This is a genomic window from Sphaerotilus microaerophilus, assembly GCF_023734135.1.
In the GTDB taxonomy this organism is placed as follows: Bacteria; Pseudomonadota; Gammaproteobacteria; order Burkholderiales; family Burkholderiaceae_C; genus Sphaerotilus; species Sphaerotilus microaerophilus.
In genome coordinates, this window is record NZ_AP025730.1 from 4,596,339 (window position 1) to 4,622,589 (window position 26,251).

General features: G+C 70.8%; 22 protein-coding genes. 12 read left to right on the plus strand and 10 right to left on the minus strand.

The annotated features are described in order from the left end of the window. The first annotated feature begins 32 nt into the window (after nt 1–32). From NGK70_RS19615 to NGK70_RS19630, 4 genes are all read left to right on the plus strand, one after another. Nucleotides 33–2,561 (plus strand): PAS domain S-box protein, encoded by a 2,529-nt coding sequence (locus tag NGK70_RS19615; RefSeq protein ID WP_251970162.1) that lies wholly within the window; start codon nt 33–35, stop codon nt 2,559–2,561. Beyond that, a complete protein-coding gene (locus NGK70_RS19620; RefSeq protein ID WP_251970163.1) occupies nt 2,558–3,181 on the plus strand; it encodes a response regulator transcription factor in 624 nt (207 codons plus the stop codon). Before NGK70_RS19615 ends, NGK70_RS19620 begins: the two co-directional genes overlap by 4 nt. Before the next feature lie 72 nt (nt 3,182–3,253). Then, on the plus strand, nt 3,254–4,108 hold the full coding sequence (gene folD / locus NGK70_RS19625) for a bifunctional methylenetetrahydrofolate dehydrogenase/methenyltetrahydrofolate cyclohydrolase FolD (RefSeq protein WP_251970164.1): 855 nt from the start codon (nt 3,254–3,256) through the stop codon (nt 4,106–4,108). Then, entirely contained in the window at nt 4,105–6,180 is a 2,076-nt protein-coding gene (locus NGK70_RS19630; protein WP_251970165.1) for a M3 family metallopeptidase, read from the plus strand. The genes folD and NGK70_RS19630 overlap by 4 nt, the downstream gene beginning before the upstream one ends. Nucleotides 6,181–6,242: 62 nt before the next feature. Here NGK70_RS19630 and NGK70_RS19635 read toward each other — a convergent pair whose 3' ends face one another. The 5 genes from NGK70_RS19635 to rsmI all read right to left on the minus strand — a co-directional run bounded on the left by NGK70_RS19635 (nt 6,243) and on the right by rsmI (nt 13,912). Then, on the minus strand, nt 6,243–7,742 hold the full coding sequence (locus NGK70_RS19635; protein WP_251970166.1) for a M16 family metallopeptidase: 1,500 nt from the start codon (nt 7,740–7,742) through the stop codon (nt 6,243–6,245). Next, nucleotides 7,742–9,190, minus strand: a complete 1,449-nt coding sequence (locus tag NGK70_RS19640; protein WP_251970167.1) for a M16 family metallopeptidase — start codon at nt 9,188–9,190, stop codon at nt 7,742–7,744. The genes NGK70_RS19635 and NGK70_RS19640 overlap by 1 nt, the downstream gene beginning before the upstream one ends. Before the next feature lie 165 nt (nt 9,191–9,355). Continuing rightward, nucleotides 9,356–11,629 carry a diguanylate cyclase domain-containing protein gene (locus tag NGK70_RS19645; protein ID WP_251970168.1) on the minus strand — a complete coding sequence of 758 codons (2,274 nt, stop codon included), beginning with the start codon at nt 11,627–11,629 and terminating at the stop codon, nt 9,356–9,358. Between the two features lie 74 nt (nt 11,630–11,703). Beyond that, nucleotides 11,704–12,612 carry a transporter substrate-binding domain-containing protein gene (locus NGK70_RS19650; protein WP_251970169.1) on the minus strand — a complete coding sequence of 303 codons (909 nt, stop codon included), beginning with the start codon at nt 12,610–12,612 and terminating at the stop codon, nt 11,704–11,706. Between the two features lie 238 nt (nt 12,613–12,850). Further along, on the minus strand, nt 12,851–13,912 hold the full coding sequence (gene rsmI / locus NGK70_RS19655) for a 16S rRNA (cytidine(1402)-2'-O)-methyltransferase (protein WP_428985536.1): 1,062 nt from the start codon (nt 13,910–13,912) through the stop codon (nt 12,851–12,853). 73 nt (nt 13,913–13,985) lie between these two features. On the opposite strand from rsmI, the gene NGK70_RS19660 reads away from it, so the two are divergent. The 3 genes from NGK70_RS19660 to NGK70_RS19670 all read left to right on the plus strand — a co-directional run bounded on the left by NGK70_RS19660 (nt 13,986) and on the right by NGK70_RS19670 (nt 15,694). Continuing rightward, a complete protein-coding gene (locus NGK70_RS19660) occupies nt 13,986–14,345 on the plus strand; it encodes a YraN family protein (RefSeq protein WP_251970170.1) in 360 nt (119 codons plus the stop codon). Nucleotides 14,346–14,444: 99 nt separating this feature from the next. After that, nucleotides 14,445–15,032: an SIS domain-containing protein gene (locus NGK70_RS19665; protein ID WP_251970171.1), complete on the plus strand. Its 588-nt coding sequence runs from the start codon at nt 14,445–14,447 to the stop codon at nt 15,030–15,032. Between the two features lie 2 nt (nt 15,033–15,034). After that, nucleotides 15,035–15,694, plus strand: coding sequence for a BON domain-containing protein (locus NGK70_RS19670; RefSeq protein WP_251970172.1), 660 nt, complete (start codon nt 15,035–15,037; stop codon nt 15,692–15,694). Here NGK70_RS19670 and NGK70_RS19675 read toward each other — a convergent pair whose 3' ends face one another. The 3 genes from NGK70_RS19675 to NGK70_RS19685 all read right to left on the minus strand — a co-directional run bounded on the left by NGK70_RS19675 (nt 15,695) and on the right by NGK70_RS19685 (nt 18,944). After that, entirely contained in the window at nt 15,695–16,615 is a 921-nt protein-coding gene (locus tag NGK70_RS19675) for an NAD(P)-dependent oxidoreductase (RefSeq protein ID WP_251970173.1), read from the minus strand. Between the two features lie 73 nt (nt 16,616–16,688). Next, entirely contained in the window at nt 16,689–17,825 is a 1,137-nt protein-coding gene (locus NGK70_RS19680) for a PilT/PilU family type 4a pilus ATPase (RefSeq protein ID WP_251970174.1), read from the minus strand. A 75-nt stretch (nt 17,826–17,900) separates the two neighbouring features. Continuing rightward, entirely contained in the window at nt 17,901–18,944 is a 1,044-nt protein-coding gene (locus NGK70_RS19685; protein ID WP_251970175.1) for a type IV pilus twitching motility protein PilT, read from the minus strand. A 163-nt stretch (nt 18,945–19,107) separates the two neighbouring features. Here NGK70_RS19685 and NGK70_RS19690 point away from each other — a divergent pair, with 163 nt between their 5' ends. From NGK70_RS19690 to NGK70_RS19700, 3 genes are all read left to right on the plus strand, one after another. Continuing rightward, a complete protein-coding gene (locus NGK70_RS19690) occupies nt 19,108–19,797 on the plus strand; it encodes a YggS family pyridoxal phosphate-dependent enzyme (protein ID WP_251970176.1) in 690 nt (229 codons plus the stop codon). Between the two features lie 31 nt (nt 19,798–19,828). Further along, on the plus strand, nt 19,829–20,650 hold the full coding sequence (proC, locus tag NGK70_RS19695) for a pyrroline-5-carboxylate reductase (RefSeq protein WP_251970177.1): 822 nt from the start codon (nt 19,829–19,831) through the stop codon (nt 20,648–20,650). A 109-nt stretch (nt 20,651–20,759) separates the two neighbouring features. Continuing rightward, nucleotides 20,760–20,978, plus strand: a complete 219-nt coding sequence (locus NGK70_RS19700; protein ID WP_251970178.1) for a hypothetical protein — start codon at nt 20,760–20,762, stop codon at nt 20,976–20,978. A 165-nt stretch (nt 20,979–21,143) separates the two neighbouring features. Here the strand turns inward: NGK70_RS19700 and NGK70_RS19705 are convergent, their stop codons facing one another. After that, the gene (locus tag NGK70_RS19705; RefSeq protein ID WP_251973838.1) at nt 21,144–22,457 is read right to left on the minus strand and encodes an IS1182 family transposase; all 1,314 of its coding nucleotides are present in this window, start codon (nt 22,455–22,457) and stop codon (nt 21,144–21,146) included. 378 nt (nt 22,458–22,835) lie between these two features. Between NGK70_RS19705 and NGK70_RS19710 the strand changes: the two genes are divergently transcribed. Beyond that, nucleotides 22,836–24,161 (plus strand): Glu/Leu/Phe/Val family dehydrogenase, encoded by a 1,326-nt coding sequence (locus tag NGK70_RS19710; protein WP_251970179.1) that lies wholly within the window; start codon nt 22,836–22,838, stop codon nt 24,159–24,161. A 132-nt stretch (nt 24,162–24,293) separates the two neighbouring features. Continuing rightward, nucleotides 24,294–24,773 carry a hemerythrin domain-containing protein gene (locus NGK70_RS19715; protein ID WP_251970180.1) on the plus strand — a complete coding sequence of 160 codons (480 nt, stop codon included), beginning with the start codon at nt 24,294–24,296 and terminating at the stop codon, nt 24,771–24,773. Nucleotides 24,774–24,815: 42 nt separating this feature from the next. Here NGK70_RS19715 and NGK70_RS19720 read toward each other — a convergent pair whose 3' ends face one another. Beyond that, on the minus strand, nt 24,816–26,177 hold the full coding sequence (locus NGK70_RS19720) for a methyl-accepting chemotaxis protein (RefSeq protein ID WP_251970181.1): 1,362 nt from the start codon (nt 26,175–26,177) through the stop codon (nt 24,816–24,818). Nucleotides 26,178–26,251: the final 74 nt, after the last annotated feature.

A 26,251-nucleotide genomic window follows, 5' to 3' on the forward strand; every position in this document is an offset into this window, starting at 1 on the left:
CCATGCCGGCAGGGCCCGCGGATAATCCGGGCATGCAGCTGAGTCCCCCGGAGCACCTCGTGAGCCAGGCCCACCGTTCACGCCCGAAGCGCTGGTTCTGGTCCTGGTGGCGACGCCAGTCACCGGCCCGACAGGACCGGGTCGCCACGCTCGCTCCGCTGGCGTCGGTGCTGCTGTTCCTGGCCGCCATCGTTGCGGCTTTCTGGTACCTGCGCAACGAGGAGGTCGAGCGCGAGGTCGAGTCCGTCAAGCGCGATGCCGAGCTGGTGCAGCAGCAGATCCGCCTGCGCCTGATCGAGAACCAGGAGCAGCTGATCCGGCTGGCACGCGAGGTGGGCACCCACGCCATCGACCGTGCGCAGTTCCTCGCCCAGGCCGAAGGCATGGTGCGCAATCGGCCGGAGATGATCGCCATCTCCTGGCTCAATCCCCGCCAGCAGGTGCTGGCACGACACGTCACGGCCAACCTCGTGGAGGCGATGCCACGCGACCTGGCCGCCTCGGAGGCCAGCAGCGAGGCCCCGCGCCCGAAAGAGACGACCGACGCCTTCAAGGACGCACGCGACCTGCGCCAGCCAATCTATTCGCGCCCCTTCCGGCAGAACCCGCACCTGGTGGTCTTCCAGGTGCATGTGCCGCTGATCGAGCAGGGCGCCTTCGCAGGCACGCTGGTGGCCGAGTACTCGCTGGAATCGATGCTGCGCTATTTCGTGCCCGCCGAGGTGTCGCGCCGGCACGTCGTGAGCCTGGTCGATGAGGACGAGGAGATGCTCGCCAGCACGGTAACGCCCCAGCGCGGGCGCGCCGCCCCCACGCTGGTCTACAGCGTGCCCTTCTCGCCGGTGGACCACGGCGTGATGCTGCGTGGCGAGGGCTACCGCACCTCCTTCGGACTGATCGGCAACACGCTGTTCTGGATGGTGCTGGCCCTGTCGGTGCTGACGGTGTGGATGCTGCTGGGCACCTGGCGGCACATGCGGCGGCGCTCGCAGATCCAGGGCGCCTTGGTGCAGGAGACCAACTTCCGCCGGGCCATGGAGAACTCCATGCTCACCGGCATGCGCGCCATGGACATGGAGGGCCGCATCAGCTACGTGAATCCGGCCTTCAGCGCGATGACGGGCTTCACCGAGGCCGAGCTGATCGGGCGGCTGCCGCCCTACCCGCACTGGGCCCCGGAACTGCTCGATGAAAGCGCCCGGCTGCTGCGCCAGGAATTGGCCGGCCTGAGCCCGGCCGGCGGCTTCGAGGTGCGGGTGATGCGCAAGGACGGCACGCGCTTCGACGCGCGCATGTACGTCTCGCCGCTGATCGACGCGCGCGGCCACCAGACTGGCTGGATGACCTCGATGACCAACATCACCGAGGCCAAGCGCGTGCGCGACCAGCTCACCGCCTCGCACGAGCGCTTCACCACCGTGCTGGAGGGGCTGGACGCGGCGGTGTCGGTGCTGTCGGTGCAGAACGGCGAACTGCTGTTCGCCAACCGCTCCTACAAGCTCTGGTTCGGCAGCGATGCGCGCTGGCATGCGCAGCTGGCGGGCGAACCCTCGGCAACCTCCCGCGGCGATCGCGACGACGCGGTGGACAACCTCTCCGGCCTGCCCACCGCCGAACTGACGGAGCTGGGCGCCGATGCGCGCGAGGTCTTCGTCGACACGCTGCAGAAGTGGTTCGACGTGCGTGCGCGCTACCTGCAGTGGACCGACGGCCGGCTCGCGCAGATGCTGATCGCCACCGACATCACCGCCCGCCGCCGCATGGAGGAGCAGGCCTCGCAGCAGGCCGAGCGCGCCCAGGTGACCAGCCGGCTGGTGACGATGGGCGAGATGGCCTCGTCGGTCGCGCACGAGCTGAACCAGCCGCTGGCGGCCATCGCCAACTACTGCAACGGCATGATCTCGCGCGCCAAGGCGGGCACGCTGCAGCAGGAGGACCTGCTGATGGCGCTGGAGAAGACCTCGCGCCAGGCGCACCGCGCCGGCCAGATCATCCACCGCATCCGCAACTTCGTGAAGCGCAGCGAGCCGCAGCGCACGCCGTCGCGTGCGGCCGACCTCGTCGAGGACACCCTGGAGCTGGCCGGCATCGTGCTGCGCCGGCACAACGTGGCGATCCACAGCTATGTGGCCCAGCGGCTGCCGCAGCTGATGGTCGACCCGATCCTGATCGAGCAGGTGCTGCTCAACCTGATCAAGAACGCCGCCGAGGCGATCGACCAGGCGCAGCGGCCACCCCAGCGGCGCACCATCGAGCTGCGCGTGGTGCCGCGCCACACCCCCGAGATCGGCGGCGTGATCGAGTTCACCGTCACCGACACCGGCCCCGGTCTGAAAGAGGAAGTCATCAGCCGGCTCTACGAGGCCTTCTTCTCCACCAAGACCGATGGCCTGGGGATCGGGCTGTCGTTGTGCCGCTCCATCGTCGAGTCGCACCACGGCCGGATCCGGGCGGAGAACCTCTACAATGGAACACACATCAGCGGCTGCCGTTTCACCGTCTGGTTGCCCGTCGGCAACCTGGGTGCCTCGGAGCCCTCCCAGTTCGCAGAGCATCTATGAGCCTGATTCCCAAGCGCGGCACGGTGTACGTGGTGGACGACGACGAAGCGGTGAGGGACTCGCTGCAGTGGTTGCTCGAAGGCAAGGACTACCGCGTCAAGTGCTTCGACTCCGCTGAAGCCTTCCTGTCGCGTTTCGACCCCCGCGAGGTCGCCTGCCTGATCGCCGACATCCGCATGGACGGCATGACCGGCCTGGAACTGCAGGACCGCCTGCTGGAGCGCAAGAGCCCTCTGCCGATCGTCTTCATCACCGGTCACGGCGACGTGCCAATGGCGGTGACCACGATGAAGAAGGGCGCCGAGGACTTCATCGAGAAGCCCTTCAAGGAAGAAGAGCTGGTCGCCCTGGTCGAACGCATGCTGGAGCGCGCCCGCTCTGCCTTCTCGCACCACCAGGAGCAGGTCAGCCGCGACGCGCTGCTGGCACGCCTGACCACGCGTGAGGCCCAGGTACTGGAGCGCATCGTCGCCGGCCGGCTGAACAAGCAGATCGCCGACGACCTGGGCATCAGCATCAAGACGGTGGAGGCGCACCGCGCCAACATCATGGAAAAGCTCAACGCCAATACCGTGGCCGATCTGCTGAAGATCGCCCTCGGCGCGCAGGCCAAGACCTGATCGCCCCCCTCTTCACCCAGGCCGCTGCATTCAGCGGCCTTTTGTTTTTCCGCCTGCCCTAGGAACCCGACCATGACCGCGCAGCTCATCGACGGCAACGCCCTCTCCAAACAGATCCGCGCCGAGGTGGCGCAGCGCGCGGCGGCGCTGACGGCCCGCGGCGTCAAGCCGGGGCTGGCGGTGATCCTGGTGGGCGACAACCCGGCCAGCCAGGTCTACGTGCGCAACAAGGTCAAGGCCTGCGAGGACAGCGGTCTGCACTCGGTGCTCGAAAAGTACGACGCCGCGCTGACCGAGGCCGAGCTGCTCGCGCGCATCGACGCGCTCAACCGCGACCCGGCCATCCACGGCATCCTGGTGCAGCTGCCACTGCCCAAGCACATCGACGATCACCAGGTGATCGAGGCGATCTCCCCAGCCAAGGACGTGGACGGCTTCCACGTCTCGTCGGCCGGCGCGCTGATGGTGGGCGAGGTCGGCTTCAAGGCCTGCACGCCCTATGGCTGCATGAAGATGCTGGAAAGCATCGGCATGAAGGACCTGCGCGGCAAGCATGCGGTGGTGATCGGGCGCAGCAACATCGTCGGCAAGCCGATGGCGATGATGCTGCTGGCGGCCAACGCCACCGTCACCGTCTGCCACAGCGGCACCGCCGACCTGGGCGCGATGACGCGCCAGGCCGACGTGGTGGTGGCCGCGGTGGGCAAGCGCAACGTGCTGACCGCCGACATGGTCAAGCCCGGCGCGGTGGTGATCGACGTCGGCATGAACCGCAACGACGAAGGCAAGCTCTGCGGCGACGTGGACTTCGCCGGCGTGAAGGAAGTCGCCGGCTGGATCACCCCCGTGCCAGGCGGGGTCGGGCCCATGACCATCACAATGTTGCTGGTCAACACGATCGAGGCTGCCGAGCGCTGCGCTGCATGAAGTCCCCCGCCCTGAACACCCCGTCCAGCCTGCTCGCCCGCCCGCAGGCCAACCCGCTGCTGGCGGCCACCGACCTGCCGGCCTTCGACGCGATCCAGCCCGAGCACGTCACGCCGGCCATCAGCGCCCTGCTGGCCGCCGCCAACGCAGCGTTGGAAGCCGCGGTGAGCGAGGCGACACCGGCGGATTACGACGCGCTCTCGCGCACGCTGTCGGTGGCCACCGAACGGCTCGGGCGCGCCTGGGGCGCCGTCAGCCACCTCAAGAGCGTCAAGGACACGCCCGAACTGCGCGCGGCCTACAACGAGAACCTGCCGGCCGTCACCGAGTTCTACACCCGCCAGGGCGCCGATGAGCGGCTGTACGCCAAGTACAAGACCATCGCCGCCAGCCCGGCCGCGGCCACGCTGAAGCCGGCGCGCCGTCAGGCGCTGGCGCACTGGCTGCGCGACTTCGTGCTCTCCGGCGCCGAGCTGCAGGGCGAGGACAAGGTGCGCTACGCGCAGATCCAGGAGGAGCTGGCACGCTTGTCGCAGCAGTTCTCCGAGCACGTGCTGGACGCCACCGATGGCTTTGCCTACATCGCCCAGGCCGACGAACTGGCGGGCGTGCCCGCCGATGTGCTCAGCGCGACCCAGACCGAAGGTGGTCACAAGCTCACGCTGCACATGCCGGTCTACCTGCCGGTGATGCAGTACGCCGAGAACCGCGCGCTGCGCGAGCGGCTCTACACCGCCTACGTGACCCGCGCCTGCGAGGCCGGCCCCAGCGAGCGCGACAACAGCGCGCTGATGGCCGACATCCTGCGCCTGCGCCAGGAGGAAGCGAAGCTGCTCGGCCACGCCCATTACGCCGAGGTCTCGCTGGTGCCCAAGATGGCGAGCGATGCCGCCGAGGTGCTGCACTTCCTGCGCGACCTGGCCACGCGGGCGCGCCCCTACGCGGAGCGGGACCTGGCCGAGCTGCGCGAGTTCGCCGCGAAGGAACTCGGCCTGGTCGACCTGCAGGCCTGGGACGTGCCCTACGCCAGCGAGAAGCTCAAGGAGGCGCGCTACGCCTTCAGCGACCTGGAACTCAAGCAGTACTTCACCGAGCCCAAGGTGCTCGACGGGCTGTTCCGCATCATCGAGACGCTGTTCGACGTGCGCATCCGCCCCGAGAAGGCGGCGGTCTGGCACGAGAGCGTGCGCTTCTTCCGCATCGAGCGCCCCTGCCCGCAGCCCGATGGCGTGCCCACCGTGGTCGGCCGCTTCTACCTCGACCCCTACGCCCGCCCCGGCAAGCGCCCTGGCGCCTGGATGGACGATGTGCGCAGCCGCTGGCAGCGCCCGGACACGAACCGGCTGCAGACCCCCGTGGCGCACCTGGTGTGCAACTTCTCCGCCCCGGTGGACGGCCGCCCCGCGCTGCTGACGCACGACGAGGTGCAGACGCTGTTCCACGAGTTCGGCCACGGCCTGCACCACATGCTCACGCAGGTGGACGAGCTGGGCGTGTCCGGCATCTCCGGCGTCGAGTGGGACGCGGTGGAGCTGCCCAGCCAGTTCATGGAGAACTTCTGCTGGGAGTGGGAGGTGCTGCGGCACATGACCGCCCACGTCGACACGGCTGCGGCGCTGCCGCGCGGGCTGTTCGACAAGATGATCGCGGCCAAGAACTTCCAGAGCGGGCTGATGACGCTGCGCCAGGTGGAGTTCGCGCTCTTCGACATGCGCCTGCACAGCGAGCCGGGCTCCGAGGCCAGGGTGCAGCAGGTCATCGACGAGGTGCGCCGCGAGGTGGCGGTGCTGGTGCCGCCGGCCTTCAACCGCTTCCAGCACACCTTCTCGCACATCTTTGCCGGCGGCTATGCGGCGGGCTACTACAGCTACAAGTGGGCCGAGGTGCTGAGCGCCGATGCCTGGAGCGCCTTCGAGGAAGAAGGCGTGCTCAACCCCGAGACCGGCCTGCGCTACCGCCAGTGCATCCTCGAAGCCGGCGGCGCGCGTGACGCGATCGACAACTTCAAGGCCTTCCGCGGCCGCGCGCCGACCATCGACGCCCTGCTGCGCCACCAGGGCATGGCGGACTGAGCCTGGCGGCATGGCCGGCTGGCGGGCACGGACCCGCCGGTTGTGCTCGTGCCGCGGCAGGTTCAGCGCCGCGGCGAGCGCAGGCCAGGCTGGTCCAGGTCGAGCTCGGCCGCGTTCAGGCGCAGGGCCTGGGGGTCGAAACCAGGTTCTGGCGCCACCTCGGCCAAGTCACCCACCACCACGGCCCGCAGCGTCGCCGCCGCCCAGCGTCGCCGGGCGTAGTCCGCTACCTGGCTGGCCTGCACCGCTTCGATCTGCGCGGGCAGCTCTGACAGCGTGTGCAGCGGCCGACGTTGCACCCACAGGTCACCATGGGCGCCGCCCAGGCCCGACGTGGTTTCGAGCTGGCGCGCAAAACCGCCAATCAGGCTGGCCTTTCGCGCCGCCAGTTCCTCCGCACCCGGCGGCTGCTCGGCCAACCTGACCACCTCGGCGCGCATGAGCTGCAGCACCTGCGCCGCGTTGCGGTGGTCGGTCTGGGTCCTGGCCAGCCACATGCCGCCGCGCTCGGTGGCCTCACCCCGGCTGCCGGCACCGTAGGCCAGGCCACGGCGGATGCGCACCTCCTGGTTCAGGCGCGACGAGTAGCCGCCACCCAGCACCGCGTTGGCCACCTGGCCGATGCGCCGGTCGTCATCCCCCTGGGCGCTGAAGCCACCGACCAGCGCCACGCTGGACTGCCCTGCCCCGGGCAGCTGCAGGAGCACCGTCGACGCGGCCTGCGACACCGGCTCCCGGGCCATCACCACCGGCGCAGGCCCGCGCGGCTGCGGCCAGGACCCGAACCAGCGCTGCGCCAGCCGGCGCGCCCGCGGCAGGTCCACGTCACCGCTGAGCAGCAGTGCAGCCTGGTCGGGCCGCGCCCAGCGGCGGTGGAAGGCGCGCACGTCGCCGGAGGTCAGCCGCGCCAGGCTGGCCGGGGTGGTGACCACCCCCTCGGGGCTGGCGCCCCAGTGCACGCGCCGCGCCACCATCGAGGCCAGCGCGGAGGGGTCGGCCAGCGCCAGGCGCAGGCCATCGGCCATCTGGGCGCGGCTGCGCTCCAGCTCGTTGGCCGCCAGCAGCGGCCGGCGCACCACGTCGGCGATCAGCGCCAGCGCCTCGTCCAGGTGCGGCGTGGTCACCGTCATCGCCACGCCGAGCGAGACGGCACCCGCGCCAGTGTCCAGGTTGCCACCCAGCGCCTCGGCCTGGCGTGCCAGCGTGGCCGCATCGACCCGCCTCCCGCCGCGCCAGGCACCCTTGCCCAGCAGGTTGGCGGTCAGCTCGGCCAGCCCGGCGCGCTGGGGCGGGTCGGCCAGCGCACCGCCACGCAGCAGCAGGCGTGCACTCACCAGCGGCACGCCCGGGCGGGGCACGACGATCAGCGTCAGGCCGTTGGGCAGGCGCTCCTCATGGACCTGCGGCACCGCCACTGGCGGTGTCGGGCCGGGCAGCGGTGGCAGGTCGACACCGGGCGTGCCCGCCACGACCACGCGGGCCAGGCCCGCGAGCAACAGCGCGGCCAAGGTCCACCGCGGGAACCCGGGCCGGCGCGCGGCCCTGAGCGGGGCGGGGTGCATCAGCGGCCCTCCTTCGTCACGGCAGGCCCCTTCGCCGGGTCGGCCTCCTGGCGGTAGTCGAGGCGCACCGCATGGCCCTGGCCGACGTACCGGCGCAGCACGCGCTGCACATCCTCGGCGCGCACGGCCTGCAGCTCGGCCAGCTCGCGGTCGGCCGCAGCGGCATCGCCGCGCTGCACGATCGCCCAGCCCACCGCGGTGGCCCGGCCCTCGGGCGTCTGCCGCCCGGCGATCGCCTGGGTCACCAGCCCGGTGCGCACCTTGTCCAGCTCGGCCGTGGCGATCGGCGCGTCGGCGAGCCGGGCGATCTCGCGCCGCAGGCTGCGCTCCAGCCGGTCCAGCACGGCCCCGGGCGCTGCGGCGGCCGCTGCAGCAGGCTCACCCGCCGCAATTGCCCAGGCCACCAGCATGCCGCCATCGGCGAGCAAATCGGCCGAGAAGCCCGCCGATTGGGCGATGCGCTGGCGGTAGACGAGCGCCTCGTTCAGCCGTGCCGACTCACCGCTGGCCAGCAGCGCAGCCGCCACGTGCAGTGCCGCCGCATCCACATGCCCGGCACCCGGGCCTTGCCACATCAGCGCCAGGGCCGGCAGCGGCACGCGCGGCCCCTGCAGGCGCAGGTGCTCGCTGCGCTCGCGCCGCGGCTCGCGCACCTGCACCCGCGGCAGTGGCGCGGCTGGCCGTGCCAGCACGCCGAAGTAGCGGTCCACCCAGGCCTGCGCCTGCGCGGGATCGAAGTCGCCAGCCACGATCAGCACCGCGTTGTCGGGCCGATAGTAGGTGGCGTGGAAGCGCCGCACGTCGTCCAGCGTGGCCGCCTCCAGGTCCTCGATGCTGCCGATCACCGGGCGTCGGTAGGGATGGCGCTGCCAGAAGGCCGCAGGCAACCCGTTGAAGAGCCGCCCATAGGGATCGGCCAGCACGCGCTCGCGGAACTCCTCCTTCACCACCGCACGCTCGCTGTCGAAGTTGGCCTGGTCGACGTTGAGGTGCGCCATGCGCTCGGCCTCGGCCCAGAGCAGGCGCTCCAGGTGGTTGGCCGGCACCTCAGCGTGGTAGACCGTGACGTCCTCGGCCGTGAAGGCGTTGTTGGCGCCACCGACGTCTTCGGTGAGGCGGTCGAACTGCTCGTTGGCCAGGTGGCGCGCCCCCTTGAACATCATGTGCTCGAACAGGTGCGCGAAGCCGCTGCGGCCCACCGGATCGTCCTTGCCCCCGACCTGGTACCAGACCTGCACGCTCACCGTGCCACTGCCGGGCCGGCCCCTGCCCGCGGCCTGCGCTCCGCCGGACTCCGGCAGCAGCACCAGCGCCAAGCCATTGCCGAGGCGGCGCTGCTGCAGCGCCAGGGGCGGCACGGCCAGCAGCGGCACCCGCCCGGGCGCAGCGCCAGCCCAGGCCGGCCACAGCGAGGCGCCTGCGAGGGCGAGCCAGTGCCGCCGCGCCAACCGAGGCAATGCGGCAGAGGGGTCGGGGAACCGTTTCGGGAATGGTCTCGGCTCAGGCAAGGGCAAGGGCAACGGCATGGGTCGAGGGTGCGGCAGGAGAACGGCCACCAGCGTAGCAGCAAGCCCCAGCCGCCGCTCACGCCGTGCCGCTCACCCCCCGCACGGTCAGGCCGGCGCCTCGCCTTCGTCGACTGCCCCCATGGCCGCGCTGGCCCCGCCGTGGAAGCGGTACTGGTTGCGCCCCCCCTGCTTGGCCCGGTACATCGCCGCATCGGCGTGGCGCATCAGCGCCTCGTCGTCATCGCCATCGTGCGGGTAGACGGCGACGCCGATGCTGAAGCTGGCACTCAGCCACTGGCCGCCGATCTCGTAGGGGCGCACCACCTCGCGCAGCACGTGACGGGCAGCCCCACCCGCGTCGTCGATGCGATCGATCTGCGGCAACAGCACGACGAACTCGTCTCCCCCCAGGCGGCAGGCGGTGTCGCTGGCGCGCAGCGTGCTGGTGATGCGCTGTGCCACCTGGCGCAGCAGCTCGTCGCCGCAGGCGTGGCCGAGCCGGTCGTTGACCTGCTTGAAGTGGTCCAGGTCCATGAACAGCAGCGCAAAGAGGTGGCCGTTGCGCCGCGCCATCTGCAGGCACTGCTGCAGGCGGTCGCGCAGCAGCAGGCGGTTGGGCAGGCCGGTGAGGCCGTCGTGCTGGGCCTGGTGGGCCAGCTGCACCGCCAGCGCGTGGGCCTGGGAGACGTCCTGGAAGGTGGCCACCGCGCCGATCAGCCCGCCCGCGGCATCGATCATCGGCGCCACCGATTCGTGGATCGGGTGCTCGCCGCCATGGCGGTCGCGCAGCATCACGGTGTGGGGCAGCGCCGGCCGATCGCGCAGGTGCAGGCACAGCGCCACGGGGTCGGGCAGCTCGGCGCCGCTGTCGACGTCGCGGCGCAGCATCACCTCGCCGTAGAGCGTGCCGCGCACCAGCTCCGGCGGCCAGCCGGTCATCACCGTGGCCACCGGGTTGAGGTACTCGATGCGCCCGCTGGCGTCGGTGGTGATGACCGCGTCGGCCACGCTCTCCAGCGTGACGCGGCTGCGCTCGTGCTCGCGGGCCAGCTGCTCGGCCAGGCGCTTGCGCGTCACGTCTTCCAGCACCGCATGGAGGCGCACCACCTGGCCGTCGTCGTCGCGCTCGCAGGTGGCGGCGAAGAGCACGTCCAGCCGGCGCCCGTCGCGGGTCAACAGCCCGTACTCGATGTCGCGGCAGGCGCCGCTGGCCAGCAGGGCGGGCCAGTGGACCTGCATCGCCCGCTGGCGCGAGGGCTCATCGAAAAAATCCGTGGCCCGCCGGCCGATCACTTCCTCGCGCCGCCAGTCCAGGCGCTCCAGCCAGAGCTCGCTGACGCCCAGCACGCGGCCATCGGGCTCGCAGGACATCATCATCGCTGGGGTGCCCTCGTAGAGCGAGCGCAGGCGGTTGCGGCTGCGGTCGAGCACCTCGTTGTGGCGACGCGATTCGGCCACGGCGGCCGAAAGCAGCAGCGGCGGTACCAGCGCGGCCAGCAGCGGCAGGTAGAGCTGCACTGCCTGCCACTGCGCCGTCCAGGCCGGCAGCGGCAGCAGCGCAAAGGCCACCATCACACCCACGGCCATGGACAGCAGCAGCACCAGCGCGGCCACCGCGACGAAGTCCAGCGCCAGCGCCGCCAGCACCAGCGGCAGCACCAGGTAGACGAAGGGAAAGGGCAGTTGCGTCAGCGCCACCAGCGCCGTGCCCACCGAGAGCAGCGCCAGCGGCAGCAGCTCCCAGGACAGCAGCCGGCGGCGCAGCTCGCTGCCCGTGGACGCCAGCAGCGCCAGGCCGAGCGGCAGCAACGACACGCTGCCCAGCAGCGAACTGGTGAACCAGGTCGGCCCGATGGCCAGCCAGTCACCCTGCCCCCGCAGCGAGAGCACCGCCGAACCCAGCACCGCCCCGACCAGCGCGGGCAGCACCCCGCCCTGCAGCAGCACCAGGCCGCAGCGCCGCGGGCCCGCCTCGATGTGCCGGTAGGCACCGCTGGCCGACAGCCCCCAGGCCGCCACCCACGATTCAGCCACGTTCGCCGGCACGAAGGCAAAGGCGGCCAGCCAGCCATCACCGTGCCCGACGTTGGCCAGGCCGATCGCGGCGCCCTGCAGCACCAGCAGGGCCGGCCAGTAGCGCCGCGGGGCAAACAGCAGCCAGCAGGTGCCCCAGGCATTGGGGAACCACATCATCGCGATGTGCCCGGGCGCACGCGACAGCTCCAGCGCCAGCCAGGCCAACCCCAGGGTGCCCAGGAACTGCAGCAGCAGCGCCGGCAGCGGCGCGCGCGCCAGCCAGGCGAGGGCACGCGCCTCCAGCACCACGCCACGCTGGAACCGGGATTGGACCTGTGGCGGCAGCGCCCCAGGTTCGAGCACGCCCCTGTGCAGTCTCCCTCCCTGCCCCGTGGCTGGCGCCTGGTCGGGATCCCCTGGCGAGGGCAGCACGCGGCTCATCGCGGCAGCTCCGGGCGAGCGCGTCGCCTGCGCCGCCAATGCAGCCACGACCACAGGCCCGCCCCCAACAACACGGCCACGACCCCGGCACGGGCCAGGCGCTGCCGATGGGAATCGGGCGCCTCCGCCAGCCCGCCGGCCATCCAGCGCTCGACCAGGGCATCGCGCTCGGCCAGCGGCAGCTCCGCCAGGGCACGCTCCAACGTGGCGCCCAGCTCCGGCCGGTCACGCCGCCAGGCGAAGCTCAGCGGGTAGTCAAAGCCCACTGGCGGCCCCAGCTGCAGCCCCGGCAGTCCGAGCCGGCGCATCAGGAAGCGCGCACTGGCCACGTCCATCACCGCGCCGGCGACCTGGCCCTCGCTCAGCAGCCTCAGCGCGCGGGCATCGTCAGGCACCGCGAGCCAGCGCACGCGGGGGTGCGCTGCCTGCACATGGGCCTGCACTGCGTAGCCGGCACCGACCGCCACCGGCTGGCCGGTGTAGGCCGACAGGTCATCGCTGCCCGGCCCGGCGCGGCGCACCAGCACCGCCGGCACCACCAGGTAGGGCGAGGTGAAGCCCAGGTAGGCCGCCCGCTCCGTGGTCGGTCGTAGGGAGGAGAGCAGGTCCACCTCGCCACGCTGGGCGGCCGCGAGCTGCTCGGCCAGCGGCCGCGCCGGCAGGACCTCCAGCTGCCAGCCGGTGGCAGGCGCGAGCCGCCGCAGCAGGTCCATCGACAGGCCCTGGATGCTGCCGTCCTCGGCACGAAAGACGAAAGGGCCGTAATCTGCCTCCGGAGCAAAGCGCACGACGGTGGCGGGCTGGGCCGCAGCCACCGGCAGCGCAGGCGCCTCGGCGCCCGAGGCGCCAAAGGTGACGCAGGCAGCCAAGGCGCCGAAGGCGGCGAACGGAACGTACCCAGCCACGCCGAGCCAAGGCCGGGGCCGAGGTGGGCCGCAGCGATTCAGCCGCCGCCCCGCATCTCGCCGGTCGGGTGCGCCGTCGCAGGCCGCGTACATCGCCATGCAGGTCCCCCGGGAAGACTTAAAGTGGCGAATCCCGCCCGGTCGATCGGGCCGGATCCAGCCGCCAAGCATGGCGGGCCCGGCGCGCTTTGGCAAGCCACCCCCCGTGGGTCGGCGCACAGACGCCGATGTGAAGCGTTCAGCGCCCCCGACGTCGAGCCGGTTTGGCAGCGGCGGCAACGCGCCGCGGGTCGGCCGGCCAGTCGGCTGGCGGCGCTGCCGCAGCGGGCGCCGTCGGCACAGGGTCGCCCGGCTCGCCGGAACCGCCCGCCTGGGCATCGCGCCAGGCCAGCGCCTGCTCGTACAGGGCGTTGCGCGCCAGCCCGGTGGCCTGGGCCGTGAGCGCCACCGCCTGCTTCAGCGGCAACTCGGCCAGCAGCGTGTGCAGCAGCCGGCGCGCGCCCACCGTGGCGGCATCGCCGGTGGCCTCGTCGGCCTGGGCGGCGCTGCGCCCGTGCAGCACCAGCACGAACTCGCCGCGGCGGTGGTCGGCATCGGCCGCCAGCCAGCCGGGCAGCGCGTCGCAGTCCAGCGGTTGCACCTGCTCGAACTGCTTCGTCAACTCGCGGCAGACCGTCAGGCGCCGCCCGGGCAGGGCCTCGGCCAGCGCGGCGGCCAGCGCCTCGATGCGGTGGGGCGCCTCGAACAGCACCACGCTGGCGCGCTCGTCGGCCAGCTCGGCCAACCGGGCCAGCCGCGCCGCGGCCTGCGGGGGCAGGAAACCCTCGAAGCGGAAGCCCGCCGCGCGGGCATCGCCGGCCACGCTCAGTGCGGTGACCACGCTGCTGGCACCGGGCACCGGCACCGCACGCAGGCCGGCGGCCTGCACCGCGGCCACCAGGCGGGCGCCGGGGTCGGACACCGCGGGCGTGCCGGCGTCGCTGATGTAAGCGATGCGCTCGCCACGCTGCAGGCGCAGCACCACCTGGGCGGCGGCAGCCTCCTCGTTGTGCTCGTGCAGCGCCAGCAGCGGCCGGTGCAGGCCCAGGCGCTGCAGCAGTGTGCCGCTCAGGCGGGTGTCCTCGCAGGCCACCGCATCGACCTGGCCGAGCACGTGGACCGCGCGCAGGGTCAGGTCGGCGAGGTTGCCGATCGGCGTGGCGACCACATACAGTGTGCCCGGGGGCAGGTGCTGCGCACCGGCCACCTGGGCGGCGGCTTGCTGCAGGACGAGGGAGGTGGCGGTGGTATCCAGACTCACGGGCTTGGTCGAAGGCAAGGGGAACAAGGGGAACGAGCGGGACGGGACAGGCAACGACCCCGCGGCCCAGCGGATGCGAACCGGCCAGGCCGGCGAGGCCCGGGCGCTGGCCCACCTGCTCTCACAGGGCCTGCGACTGCTGACGCGCAATTATCGAGTGGCCGCCGGCCCGTCCGCCCGCGGCGGCGAGGTGGACCTGATCATGCGCGCAGGCGACGGCACGCTGGTCTTCGTCGAGGTGCGAGCGCGCGCCAGCCGCAGCCAGGGTGGCGCCGCAGCCAGCATCGGCGCCGCCAAACGTCGGCGCATCGTCTACGCCGCGCAGCACTACCTCGCCCGCTGGCGCGGGCCGCTACCGCCCTGCCGCTTCGACGTGGTGGCCATCGACGGCGACGAGCTGGCGTGGCTGCCAGCGGCCTTCGACGCGGCCTGAACCCCGCCCCCTCGCGCCGCGGCCCGCGCCGCAAGCCGCGGGATCTGGCAGAAACGGCTCTGAAACAGGACACCCAGGGGGCTCGAATATCATCGACCCATGCTTGAACAACGCATTCAACAGCATTTTTTCGACAGCGCCGACCTCAAGTACGCGGCGGTGGACGTCCTCAGCCGGCCCATCCACGATGCGGCCCACGCCCTGCTGGGCTGCATCACCTCGGGCGGCAAGGTGCTGGCCTGCGGCAGCGGCGGCGCGGTCCTGCTGGCCCAGCATGCGGCGGCGCAGCTGGTTGGGCAGTTCGAGCGCGAGCGGCCCTCGCTGGCCGCGGTGGCGCTGGGCGCCGATGCAGCGCTGTTGAACGCGCTGGCACGCAGCGGCCAGGGCGAGCAGATGCTGGCCCGCCAGGTGCAGGCGCTGGGGCACCCGGGCGACCTGCTGCTGGCCATCAGCACCGGCGACTCCGCACCGGACGTGCTTGCCGCCATCGAGGTGGCGCATGACAAGGAGATGGCCGTGATCGCCCTCACCGGTGAAGCCGGTGGCGACCTGGCCGGCGTGCTGACGGACACCGATGTCTGCATCGCCGTGCCGAACCAACGGGCCGCGCGCGTACTCGAAGCCCAACTGCTGGTGATCCACTGCCTGTGCGACACCGTCGATCTGCAATTGCTTGGAGACCACTGAAGATGTCGCAGCCGAACACCCCCACCACCGCCCGCCCCGCCACCCCTGCCACCCCGGCCCCCCTGCGCGCGCTTGCCCTGGCGCTCGGCCTGGTGGCTGGCGCCACCGCACTGTCGGGTTGCGCCCCGTTGATCGTCGGCGGCGCGGCACTGGGCAGCGCGCTGGTGGTCACGGACCGGCGCAGCTCCGGCGTCCAGTTCGACGACCAGGCGCTGGAGGTCAAGGCCGGCAACCGCATCCGCGAGGCGGTTGGCGAGCGCGTGCGCGTGAACGTCAACAGCTACAGCCGCCTGATCCTGCTCACCGGCGAGGTGCACAAGGAAGAGGACCGGGCCGCTGTGGAAGCCGCCGTGGCGAAGCTGGACAACGTCAAGGTCATCAACGAGCTGGTGGTGGACTGGCCGCGCACCAGCGGCGAACAGTCCAGCGACCTGATGCTGGCCAGCAAGGTCAAGGCCAAGTTCGTCGACACCCGCGGCATGGAGTCCAACGCCTTCAGCGTCGTCACCAACCGGGGCGTGGTCTACCTGATGGGCAAGGTGACCGAGGAAGAGGCCGGCATCGCCGTCGAGGTGGCGCGCACCGTGCCCGGCGTGAAGAAGGTGGTGCGCGTGCTCGACATCATCACGCCCGAGCAGCTCGCGGCCATCAAGGGACGTTGATCACCGCAAGCGGCGGATGAGGCTGGAGGTGTCCCAGCGCCCGCCGCCCTCGGCCTGCACATCGGCGTAGAACTGGTCCACCAGGGCGGTGACTGGCAGGCGTGCACCGTTGCGGCGCGCCTCGTCCATCACCAGGCCCAGGTCCTTGCGCATCCAGTCGACCGCGAAACCGAAGTTGAACTGGTCGTCCACCATCGTCCGGCCGCGGTTGTCGAGCTGCCAGCTCTGCGCCGCGCCCTTGCCGATCACGTCCAGCACCTGCTTCATGTCCAGGCCGGCCTTCTGGCCGAAGGCGATGGCCTCCGATAGCCCCTGCACCAGCCCGGCGATGCAGATCTGATTGACCATCTTGGCCAGCTGACCCGCCCCGCTGGCACCCAGCAGCGTCACCGCACGCGAGAACGCCATCGCCACCGGCTGCATCGCCGCGAAGGGCTCGGCATCGCCGCCGCACATCACCGTCAGCACGCCATTGACGGCACCGGCCTGGCCGCCGGAGACCGGCGCATCGACGAAGTGCAGCCCCCGCTCACGCGCGGCGGCGTGCAGGTCGCGCGCCACCTCGGCCGAGGCGGTGGTGTGGTCGATGAAGACCGCGCCTTCGGCCATGCCGGCGAAGGCGCCATCGGCGGCCCGCTGGCCGCCACCCAGGTCAGCACCCAACGTGACCGAACGAAGGTCGTCGTCGTTGCCCACGCAGGCGAAGACGAACTCCGCGCCCTGGGCCGCCTCGCGCGGCGTGGCCGCCGCTTGGCCGCCGTACTGCGCCACCCACTGCGCCGCCTTGGCCGCCGTGCGGTTGTAGACCGTGACTTGGTGGCCGGCACGCGCCAGATGGCCCGCCATCGGCCCCCCCATCACGCCCAGACCGAGGAAGGCGACGCGGCGCGCCGGGATGGGTTCGTAGACCTTGGTGTTCATTGCTCGCTCCGAAGAAAGACCGCGCATTGTCACCAAGGCGCGTCCCGGCCGGGCGGCCCGGGTCGGACGAGGGTCAGACGATCGCCAGGTGCTCGGTACCGGCGCCGAAGTCGGTGTTGCGGGCGCGCCGGCTGTGCAGCTTGATCTGCAGGCGCAGGTCGTTGACCGAATCGGCGTTGCGCAGGGCATCGGCGTAGCCGATGTAGTGGCCTTCGTAGAGGTCGAACAGCGACTGGTCGAAGGTCTGCATGCCGTGCTCGCGGCTCTTCTTCATGATCTCCTTGATGGCAGAGACCTCACCCTTGAAGATCAGCTCGGACACCAGCGGCGTGTTCAGCAGCACCTCCACCGCGGCGATGCGCCCGGCGCCTTCCTCGCGCGGCAGCAGGCGCTGCGAGATCATGGCGCGCAGGTTCAACGACAGGTCCATCAGCAGCTGGTCGCGCCGTTCTTCGGGAAAGAAGTTGACGATGCGGTCCAGCGCCTGGTTGGCGCTGTTGGCATGCAGGGTGGCCATGCACAGGTGACCGGTCTCGGCGAAGGCCACCGCGTGCTCCATCGTCTCGCGGTCGCGGATCTCGCCCATCAGGATCACGTCGGGCGCCTGGCGCAGGGTGTTCTTCAGCGCGGACTCCCAGTTCAGGGTGTCGATGCCGACCTCGCGCTGAGTGATGATGCAGTTCTTGTGCGGGTGCACGAACTCGACCGGATCCTCGATGGTGATGATGTGGTCGTAGGCGGTTTCGTTGCGGTAGTCCACCATCGCCGCCAGCGAGGTGCTCTTGCCCGAGCCGGTGGCGCCCACCATGATGACCAGCCCGCGCTTGGACATGGTCACGTCCTTGAGCACCGTCGGCAGGCCGAGCTTGTCGATCGTCGGCAGCTCGCGCGGGATGGTGCGGAACACCATGCCCACCTGCCCCTGCTGCATGAAGGCATTGACCCGGAAGCGCCCCACCGCGGACGGCGAGATGGCGAAATTGCACTCCTTGGTGCGCTCGAACTCGGCCGCCTGCTTGTCGTTCATCACCGAGCGGGCCAACGCCAGCGTGTGCTGGCCGGTCAGCGGCTGCGGCGACACCTTGGTCACCTTGCCGTCCACCTTGATCGCCGGCGGGAAGTCACAGGTCAGGAACAGGTCCGACCCGGCACGCGACACCAGCAGCCGCAGCAAGTCATTGATGAATTTCGAAGCCTGATCGCGTTCCATCTGCACATCCTTTGAAGGACTTACCCGGACGCAGCAAGCGCCCTGTCCCGCTCACGGCCTGTCGATCCGCTGCCATCAGCCCGGGAAGTTCTCGGGGCTGCGGGCCTTGCTGCGGGCCTCGGCGGGCGTGATCACCCCTTTGCGCACCAGCTCGGTCAGGTTCTGGTCCAGCGTCTGCATGCCCTGGGCCTGCCCGGTCTGGATGATCGAGTACATCTGGGCCACCTTGTTCTCGCGGATCAGGTTGCGGATGGCCGCCGAGCCCAGCATGATCTCGTGCGCCGCCACCCGTCCGGTGCCGTCGCGGTTCTTGCACAGCGTCTGCGAGATCACCGCCACCAGCGACTCCGAGAGCATCGCGCGCACCATCTCCTTTTCGGCCGCGGGGAAGACGTCCACCATCCGGTCGACGGTCTTGGCCGCGCTCGAGGTGTGCAGCGTGGCAAAGACGAGGTGGCCGGTCTCCGCCGCGGTGAGTGCGAGGCGGATGGTCTCCAGGTCGCGCAACTCGCCCACCAGGATGGCGTCCGGATCCTCGCGCAGCGCGGCACGCAGCGCATTGGAGAACGACAGCGTCTGCGGCCCCACCTCGCGCTGGTTGATCAGGCACTTCTTCGACTCGTGCACGAACTCGATCGGGTCTTCGACCGTCAGGATGTGCCCATGCTCGTTGTCGTTGCGGTGATCCACCATGGCCGCCAGCGTGGTGGATTTGCCCGAGCCGGTCGGCCCGGTCACCAGCAGCAGCCCGCGCGGCTTGAGCGACAGGTCGGCGAAGACCTTGGGCGTGCGCAGCTCCTCCAGGCTCTGGATCTTGCTCGGGATGGTGCGGAACACCGCGCCGGCGCCCCGCTGCTGATTGAAGGCGTTGACGCGAAAGCGCGACAGGCCCTGGATCTCGAAGGAGAAATCGCATTCCAGCGTCTCCTCGTAGACCTTGCGCTGGGCGTCGTTCATCACGTCGTAGATCATCTCCCGGACCTTCTTGTGGTCCAGCGGGTCGACGTTGATGCGCCGCACGTCGCCGTGCACGCGGATCATGGGCGGCAGGCCGGCCGAGAGGTGGAGGTCAGAGGCCTTGTTGCGCACCGAGAACGCGAGCAACTGAGTGATGTCCATGCTGGAAGGGGGCGGCCCCCGGGGGGGTGGCCGCTGATCAGGTGGAAACGGGGAAACAGGGAACCGGTGAAGCGGAGAAACTTGCAGCTGCATCTTCCCACCTTCGGCCAAGGCGGGCTAGCCACGGACGCGCCGCGGACGGATTGCTCTAAGCTCGTCGATTATGACGACGATCACAAATCGGCTTCAAGCTGTGCACCAACGGCTTACGAACGCTTGCACCCGGGCGGGGCGAAGTGCCGACAGCGTCACGCTGCTGGCCGTGAGCAAGACGCAACCGGCCGCGGCGGTGCGCGCGGCCCATGCCGCCGGGCAGAGCGCCTTCGGCGAGAACTACGTGCAGGAGGGCCTGGCCAAGATCGAGGCGCTGGCTGACCTGCGGCCGGAGCTGGAATGGCACCTGATCGGCCCGCTGCAGAGCAACAAGACCCGGGTGGTGGCCGAGGCCTTTGACTGGGTGCACAGCATCGATCGCCTGAAGATCGCCCAGCGCCTGAGCGAGCAGCGCCCCGCCTGGGCCGCGCCGCTGCAGGTCTGCCTGCAGGTCAACGTCAGCGGCGAGGGCAGCAAGAGCGGTGTCGCGCCCGCCGGATTGCCGGCGCTCGCGCAGGCGGTGGCGGCCCTGCCCCGTCTGCGCCTGCGCGGCCTGATGGCGATTCCCGAGCCTGCCGGCGACGAAGCGGCGCAGCGCCAACCCCACCGCGCGCTGCGGGAGCTGCTGGAGGCCCTGCGCCAGCAAGGCCTGGCGCTCGACACCCTGTCGACGGGCATGAGCGCCGACCTGGAGGCCGCCGTGCTCGAAGGTGCCACCCTCGTGCGGGTGGGCACCGCCATCTTCGGGGAACGCGCCTGATCCCCGCACGCCCTGCCTACACTGCAGCCCCATGAACACCTCTTCCTCCCTCCTGGCCTTCATCGGTGGTGGCAACATGGCCAGTGCCATCATCGGCGGGCTGATCCGCAGCGGCACGCCCACCGACCAACTGCTGGTGATCGAGCCCTGGGACGTGCAGCGCGACAAGCTGCGCGCCGAGTTCGGCATCGAGGCCCTGCCGGCCGCCGACGAGCGCCTGGCTCGCGCCGGTACCGTCGTCTGGGCGGTCAAGCCGCAGAGCTTTGCCGAGGCCGCCGCGCCCTGCGCGGGCCATGTCGGCGCCGCGCTGCACCTGTCGGTGATGGCCGGCATCCGCAGCGATGCGATCGCCCGGGCCACCGGCAGCGAGCGCGTCGTGCGCGCCATGCCCAATACGCCCGCGCTGATCGGCCAGGGCATCACCGGCCTGTACGCCCGGGTGGACGTCACCCCCGCCGAGCGCGAGCGCATCCAGGCGCTGCTGGCGCCGACGGGCAGCGTGCTGTGGGTGGAGCGCGAGGCCGACCTCGACGCGGTGACCGCGCTGTCGGGCTCTGGCCCGGCCTATGTGTTTTATTTTGTTGAAGCGATGGTGGCCGCGGCCGAGCGCATGGGGCTCAGCGCCGAACAGGGCAAGCAGCTGGCGCTGGCCACCTTCACCGGCGCGGCCGAACTGGCCCGCCGCTCGCCGGACAGTCCGGCCACCCTGCGTGAACGCGTCACAAGCAAGGGCGGTACCACCTACGCCGCACTGTGCTCGCTGGAGGCCAGCGGCGTCGCCACCGCCTTCATCGCGGCACTCGACGCCGCCTGCCAACGGGCCCGCGAATTGGGGGACGAGTTCGGCCGCTGACAACTCTTGTCACATTCAGGCCCGGCCTGTCGCAGAGTTGAAACATTTGGGCTTCACAGTGAGACCGTGGTGGTCGAAATGACCCCCACGAGTCACACGGGAGCCCCACATGAAACGCATCGCACACACCCTCGCCTCCGCCCTGCGCCGCCGTCCGTCCCTGCGCGCCGGCGCCAGCAAGCCCGTGTCGAGCAGCCCACCGGCAGAAGACGTTCTGGATCTGCTGCGCCGCAGCGAGGCCTTCGCGGAAGACTTGGCCGATCTCGTGAGCCGGCGCCCCTCGGTACTGGCCAAGCGCGAACTTCGGGAGCTTCGCGCGCTGCGCTGAGAAGCCGTGAACGAACCACAGAGAGGCAAGCCCGACGCAGGCAAGACGTGGCCTTCGCGAGATGGGCGGTGCGGCGCGGACGGCGGTGGGCAGCGCGCGCTGGGCGTGTGGGTGCGCGCGGCAGCCAGGGCTGGCGCGCCGCGCAGGTGCTGCTGGGCGGCCAGATCAGGCCATGAAGGCGAAATTCAGGCTTCGCATGCGCATCAGGTTGTGCGCCAGGGCGTGCCAGAGCAGCACCGCACGCGCCTTGACCAGGCCGCACACGTTCAGGCGCGTGAAGCCGCGCCGTCGCAGCTGCGCGTTGGCGCACTCCACGCTGGCACCGCGCCAGACGTACAGGTCCTTGCCCCAGTGGCTGGCCATGAGGCTGCGCCACTGGGCTTGCGCCGGGGAATCCGAGGGCTTGGGCGCCAGTGCATTGATATCGGGGTTGCGGCTGCGCGCAGCGGGCAGCACGGGCTGCGTGCCGCGCTCGGTGAGCGCATCAATGGCGGCCAGCTTGGTGTAGCCGCCATCGGCCAGCCAATGGTCGGGCGTGAGGCCGTAGCGCTGCTGCACGGCCTGATGCAGGGGGTCCATCTGCCCCATGTCCGAGCCGCTGTTGACCAAGTCCACGGCGGCAATGAGCTGCGTTGCCGCATCGACAGCCAGTTGGGCGTTGAAGGCCGGGCGGAAGCCCCCGTCGGCCATCTTCATGACGCGCGCATCGACGTCGGTGCTGCTCACGCGCGGCTCGGGCGGCACCTTGGGTTCGGGGGCGGGCGGCGCGGGAGGATCGCCGTCGTGGTCGCGCCCGCGTCGTTTGGAGGGCTTGGCCTTCTTGGGCTCGGCCGCCGGCTTGATCCGCTCCATCGTCGCCAGCGCGGCAGCCAGGCGCTGCTCGCGCTCACGTGCCGCGCGTTCCTGGGCGGCCTGCTTGCGCCGCGAACTGGCCCCGGCGTCCTCGGCCAGTTCGCGCTTGAGGGCCTGGACCTGCGCCTGGGCCTGGGCATGCAGTTGCGCGAGCTTGTCGCGCCGACGAAAGCTCGACGCCTTGGCCGAGGCACGCACGCGCAGTCCGTCCTGCGCCACCACGTTGAGCGTGACCAGCCGGCGATCGAGCAGTGCGGCAATCGAGCGCGTGAGCTGCGCATCCAGCCACGCCTCGTGCTGGGTCCGAAAGTCCGCCAGCGAGTGGTAGTTCACCCCCACGCCGCCGCAGATCCAGCGGTAGGCATCGTCGCGCTCGCACAGCCGGTCGACTTCGCGCGCCGAGCCCACCCCGTCGATGGTGGCCCATAGCCACAGTGCCACCAGGATCGCCGGATCGATGGCCGGCGCGCCCCCGCGCCCGTCCACCGACTTGATGCGCGCATACAGCGGCGCCAGGTCCAGCGACTGCACGAAGGCCCACACGGTGCGCGCCGCATGGTCATCTGCCAGTACCGAATCCAGATCGCACGCTCGCAATTCGACCTGATCGCGCTGTGCCGACATCACCCGCGCGGCGCGCGGTGCCTCTTGCCTGGGCTGCTGCGCAGCCACCTCGAGCAGCTCCCCTTCGCCGAACAGCCCCGTTTGGGCCTGTTGTTCTTCTTCCGGTCTTGTCGTCGCTGCGCTCATGCCCCGCTTAACGATTCAGACCCAACGTTCGTTCACACCTTCTGAGCCCCCCGGCCCGGCTGGGCCGTGCATCACTGCTCACAGCACCAACCTGGTGCGGTGCGGGCGCAGATTCGATGCAAAGCCTGCATGAAGCGGGCGACCCAGGCCGCCGCAAAGCCCCTAGAGTGCGCCGCTTGCACAGTGTGCGCACGGGTCGATCTGGCTGGTGAGCGCACCGACGTGTGTCCGCTCCCACCACCGAGGCCCGCCCGCATGAACACCCCCCACCCCCCCCTGCCCTCCTCCACGGCCACTCGCACCACGGCCAGCACGCCGCTGTCCTATGTGTCGTCGGAACCCCACTCGCCCTGGGGCACCTACCTGGCGCAGATCGACCGCGTCGAGCCCTACCTGGGCCGGCTGGCACGCTGGGCCGAATCGCTGCGCCGGCCCAAACGCAGCCTGATCGTCGATGTGCCCATCGAGATGGACGACGGCACGGTGCGCCACTTCGAGGGCTACCGCGTGCAGCACAGCCTCAGCCGCGGTCCCGGCAAGGGGGGAGTGCGCTACCACCCGGACGTCACGCTCGGCGAGGTGATGGCCCTGGCCGGTTGGATGACGATCAAGAACGCCGCCGTCAACCTGCCCTACGGCGGCGCAAAGGGTGGCATCCGCGTCGACCCGAAGCAGCTTTCCCTCAAGGAACTGGAGCGCCTGACGCGGCGCTACACCAGCGAGATCGGCATCATCATCGGCCCGCAGCAGGACATCCCGGCGCCCGACGTCAACACCAACGCCCAGGTCATGGCCTGGATGATGGACACCTACTCGATGAACATTGGCGCCACCGCGAGCGGCGTGGTGACCGGCAAGCCCATCGACCTGGGCGGCTCGCTCGGACGGGTCAAGGCCACCGGCCGCGGCGTGTTCGTCACCGGGCGGGAGGCGGCCCGCCGCGCCGGGCTGAACCTGGATGGCGCGCGCGTCGCGGTGCAGGGCTTCGGCAACGTCGGCTCGGCCGCGGCAGAGCTGTTTGCCGGCGCGGGGGCGAAGATCGTCGCCGTGCAGGACCACACCGGCACCATCGCCAACCCGGGCGGCCTGGACATGGCCGAGCTGATGCCGCAGGTGCGCCGGGAGGGCGGCGTCGGCGGCTTCGCGGGCTGCGAGCGCATCGCCGACGAGGATTTCTGGGGCATCGACTGCGACATCCTGATCCCCGCGGCCCTGGAAGGCCAGATCGACGTGCTGCGGGCCAACCGGCTGCGCGCCCGCCTCGTGCTGGAGGGCGCCAACGGCCCGACCCTGCCCGACGCCGACGACGTGCTGGCCGAGCGCGGCATCCTCGTGGTGCCCGACGTGATCTGCAATGCCGGCGGTGTCACGGTGTCCTACTTCGAGTGGGTGCAGGACTTCTCCAGCTTCTTCTGGACCGAGGACGAGATCAACGTGCGGCTGGACAAGATCATGGTCGAGGCCCTGCGTCGCATCTGGGACATGGCCGACCAGCACCGCATCCCGCTGCGCACCGCGGCCTTCGCCGTGGCCTGCGAGCGCATCCTGATGGCGCGCGAAATGCGGGGCCTCTACCCCTGAGCCGGTCCTGGCCGAACCGCGTTCCCGCTCCGCCCAGCTTGATGCCGAGCAAGCCAGGATGGACCCTGATTTGCTAGGCTCGCGGTTCCATATCGCCGGCCGCGGGCCGGTGTTTCCTTGCCTCGACGCGCCATGACCCTCCTCGCCTGGAACGACCAAATCGCCAACAACCATCCGCAGATGGACCAGACGCACCAGGAGTTCGTCGTGCTGCTCAACGAGCTGGAAGCGGCCCGGCTGGATGGTGCGCCGGATGTGCTGGCGCGCTATGACGCGTTGGTGGAGCACACCGTCGAGCACTTTGCACAGGAGGATCGCTGGATGGCCGCCACCGGTTTCACACCGGAGAACTGCCACAGCAACCAGCACAAGCAGGTGCTCGATCTGCTGCGCGAGGTGCGCCGCCGGGTGGTCGAAGAGGGCCAGGAGGAGCTGATCCCGCGCCTGCTGCCCGAGTTGGCACAGTGGTTCGAGCAGCATGCCCAGATGATGGATGCCGCCCTGGTGTTCCACATGGGCGAGGTGGGCTATGACGCGGCCAGCGGCCGCATCGACCGCCCGGTCCAGCCCGAGGCGGCCATCTCCGGCTGCGGCGGCAGCACCTGCGCCTGAAGCCGGACCTGATCCTGCGCCTGGCGTTCGCCAGGACGCGGGTCAGAACTGGTAGGCCAGCCGCATGCCGCCCCAGTGGCGGCCGGCCACGGTGATCGGGGCGGCGGCTTCCTTCATCAGCACATGCTTGCCACCGCCCATGTCGCGGCGGTAGGTCTGCAGCAGGAAGGGCCTCTGGTTGCGCGCCGACGCCAGCCCGGTGCGGTCGTCGAAGATGCGTCGGTAGCGGCTGTTGGCGGTGTCCCAGGCCAGGTCACCACGCTGCGGCTGGCAGTACTTGCGGTTGTGCGTGGCGATGTAGCCGTTGCGGTCGGCGGCGATGCAGAACGCGACCTTGGGGCTGAAGGCCAGCATCGCTTCCTGGATCGGCGGCAGCAACCGGTCGGTCAGCTGGGCGAAGCGGGTCAGGTGCTGCGCCGGGCGGGTGTTCGGGATCGGCCGGTAGGCCTCGTCGAACAGATCGGCCGCCGAGATGTCGCCACGTGCCAGCGCCTGTTCCAGCGCCGCGCCCACCTGGGCGGCCACGCGCTGCACGGCCTCGATGTAGGGCGTGTCGTCGGTGGCCACGTCACTGGCGGCCAGCTCGTCGATGAGCTGCTCGGACACCCGCAGGAAGCGGTCGCTGCAGGACATCGCGGTGTCCAGCCCGATCATCGCGGCCTGCATGTCCTGGCCGAGCCCTTCGGTGCGCTCGCTCACGCGCAGGCAGATGTCGCGGCTGCCCTGGGCTGCGACATTGATGCGCTGGACGTCGGTCTCGACATCGGCAAAGGCCCGGTGGATGGACCCCTGGGAGGCACCCGACCTGACCGCCGGGCCGGTGTCGATGCGGATCTCGCGCGAGAAGGCCTCGATGCGCTGGTCCAACTGGGCCAGCGTGCCCATGATGGTCTTGGAGGACACCTCCACACGCCCGGCCAGGTCCTTCACCGCATCGGCCACCACGCCAAAGCCACGGCCTGCCTCGCCAGCGCGCTTGGCCTCCACCGAGGCATTGAAGGCCACCAGGCGGGTCTGCAGCGCGATCTGGGTGATGTCGCCGGCCGCGGCCGACACCTCGTGCAGCACATGCACGATGCCGGCCACCTCGCTGGCCACCTCGGCCACCACGGCGCGGGCGCGGGTCACGGCCTCCAGGCTGGCACTCGTGGCCTGGCCGATGGCGTCCTGCGCGGTCTGCACCTGCGCAAGCTGATCGGTCAGCGCGTGCATCGCCTCGACCTGGGAGACCACCACGCGCTGGGTGTCCTCGATCACGCCGCGCGCCTCGGCGGCATCGCGACCGATGGTCGACACCTTGCCGGCGAGTCTGCGTACGATGGCCCCACCATCGACCGCCGGCGCGGCGGCCAGCGGTGCATCGGCGGTGGGCGCGGGACGGCGGGGGCGCAGCAGGCTCAGCATGATCGGGGTCTCCAAATCGTGACGGTCTTGCGGGAGTGGCACTGCCTCGCCATCGGCTCGTCGTCTTGTTGTCG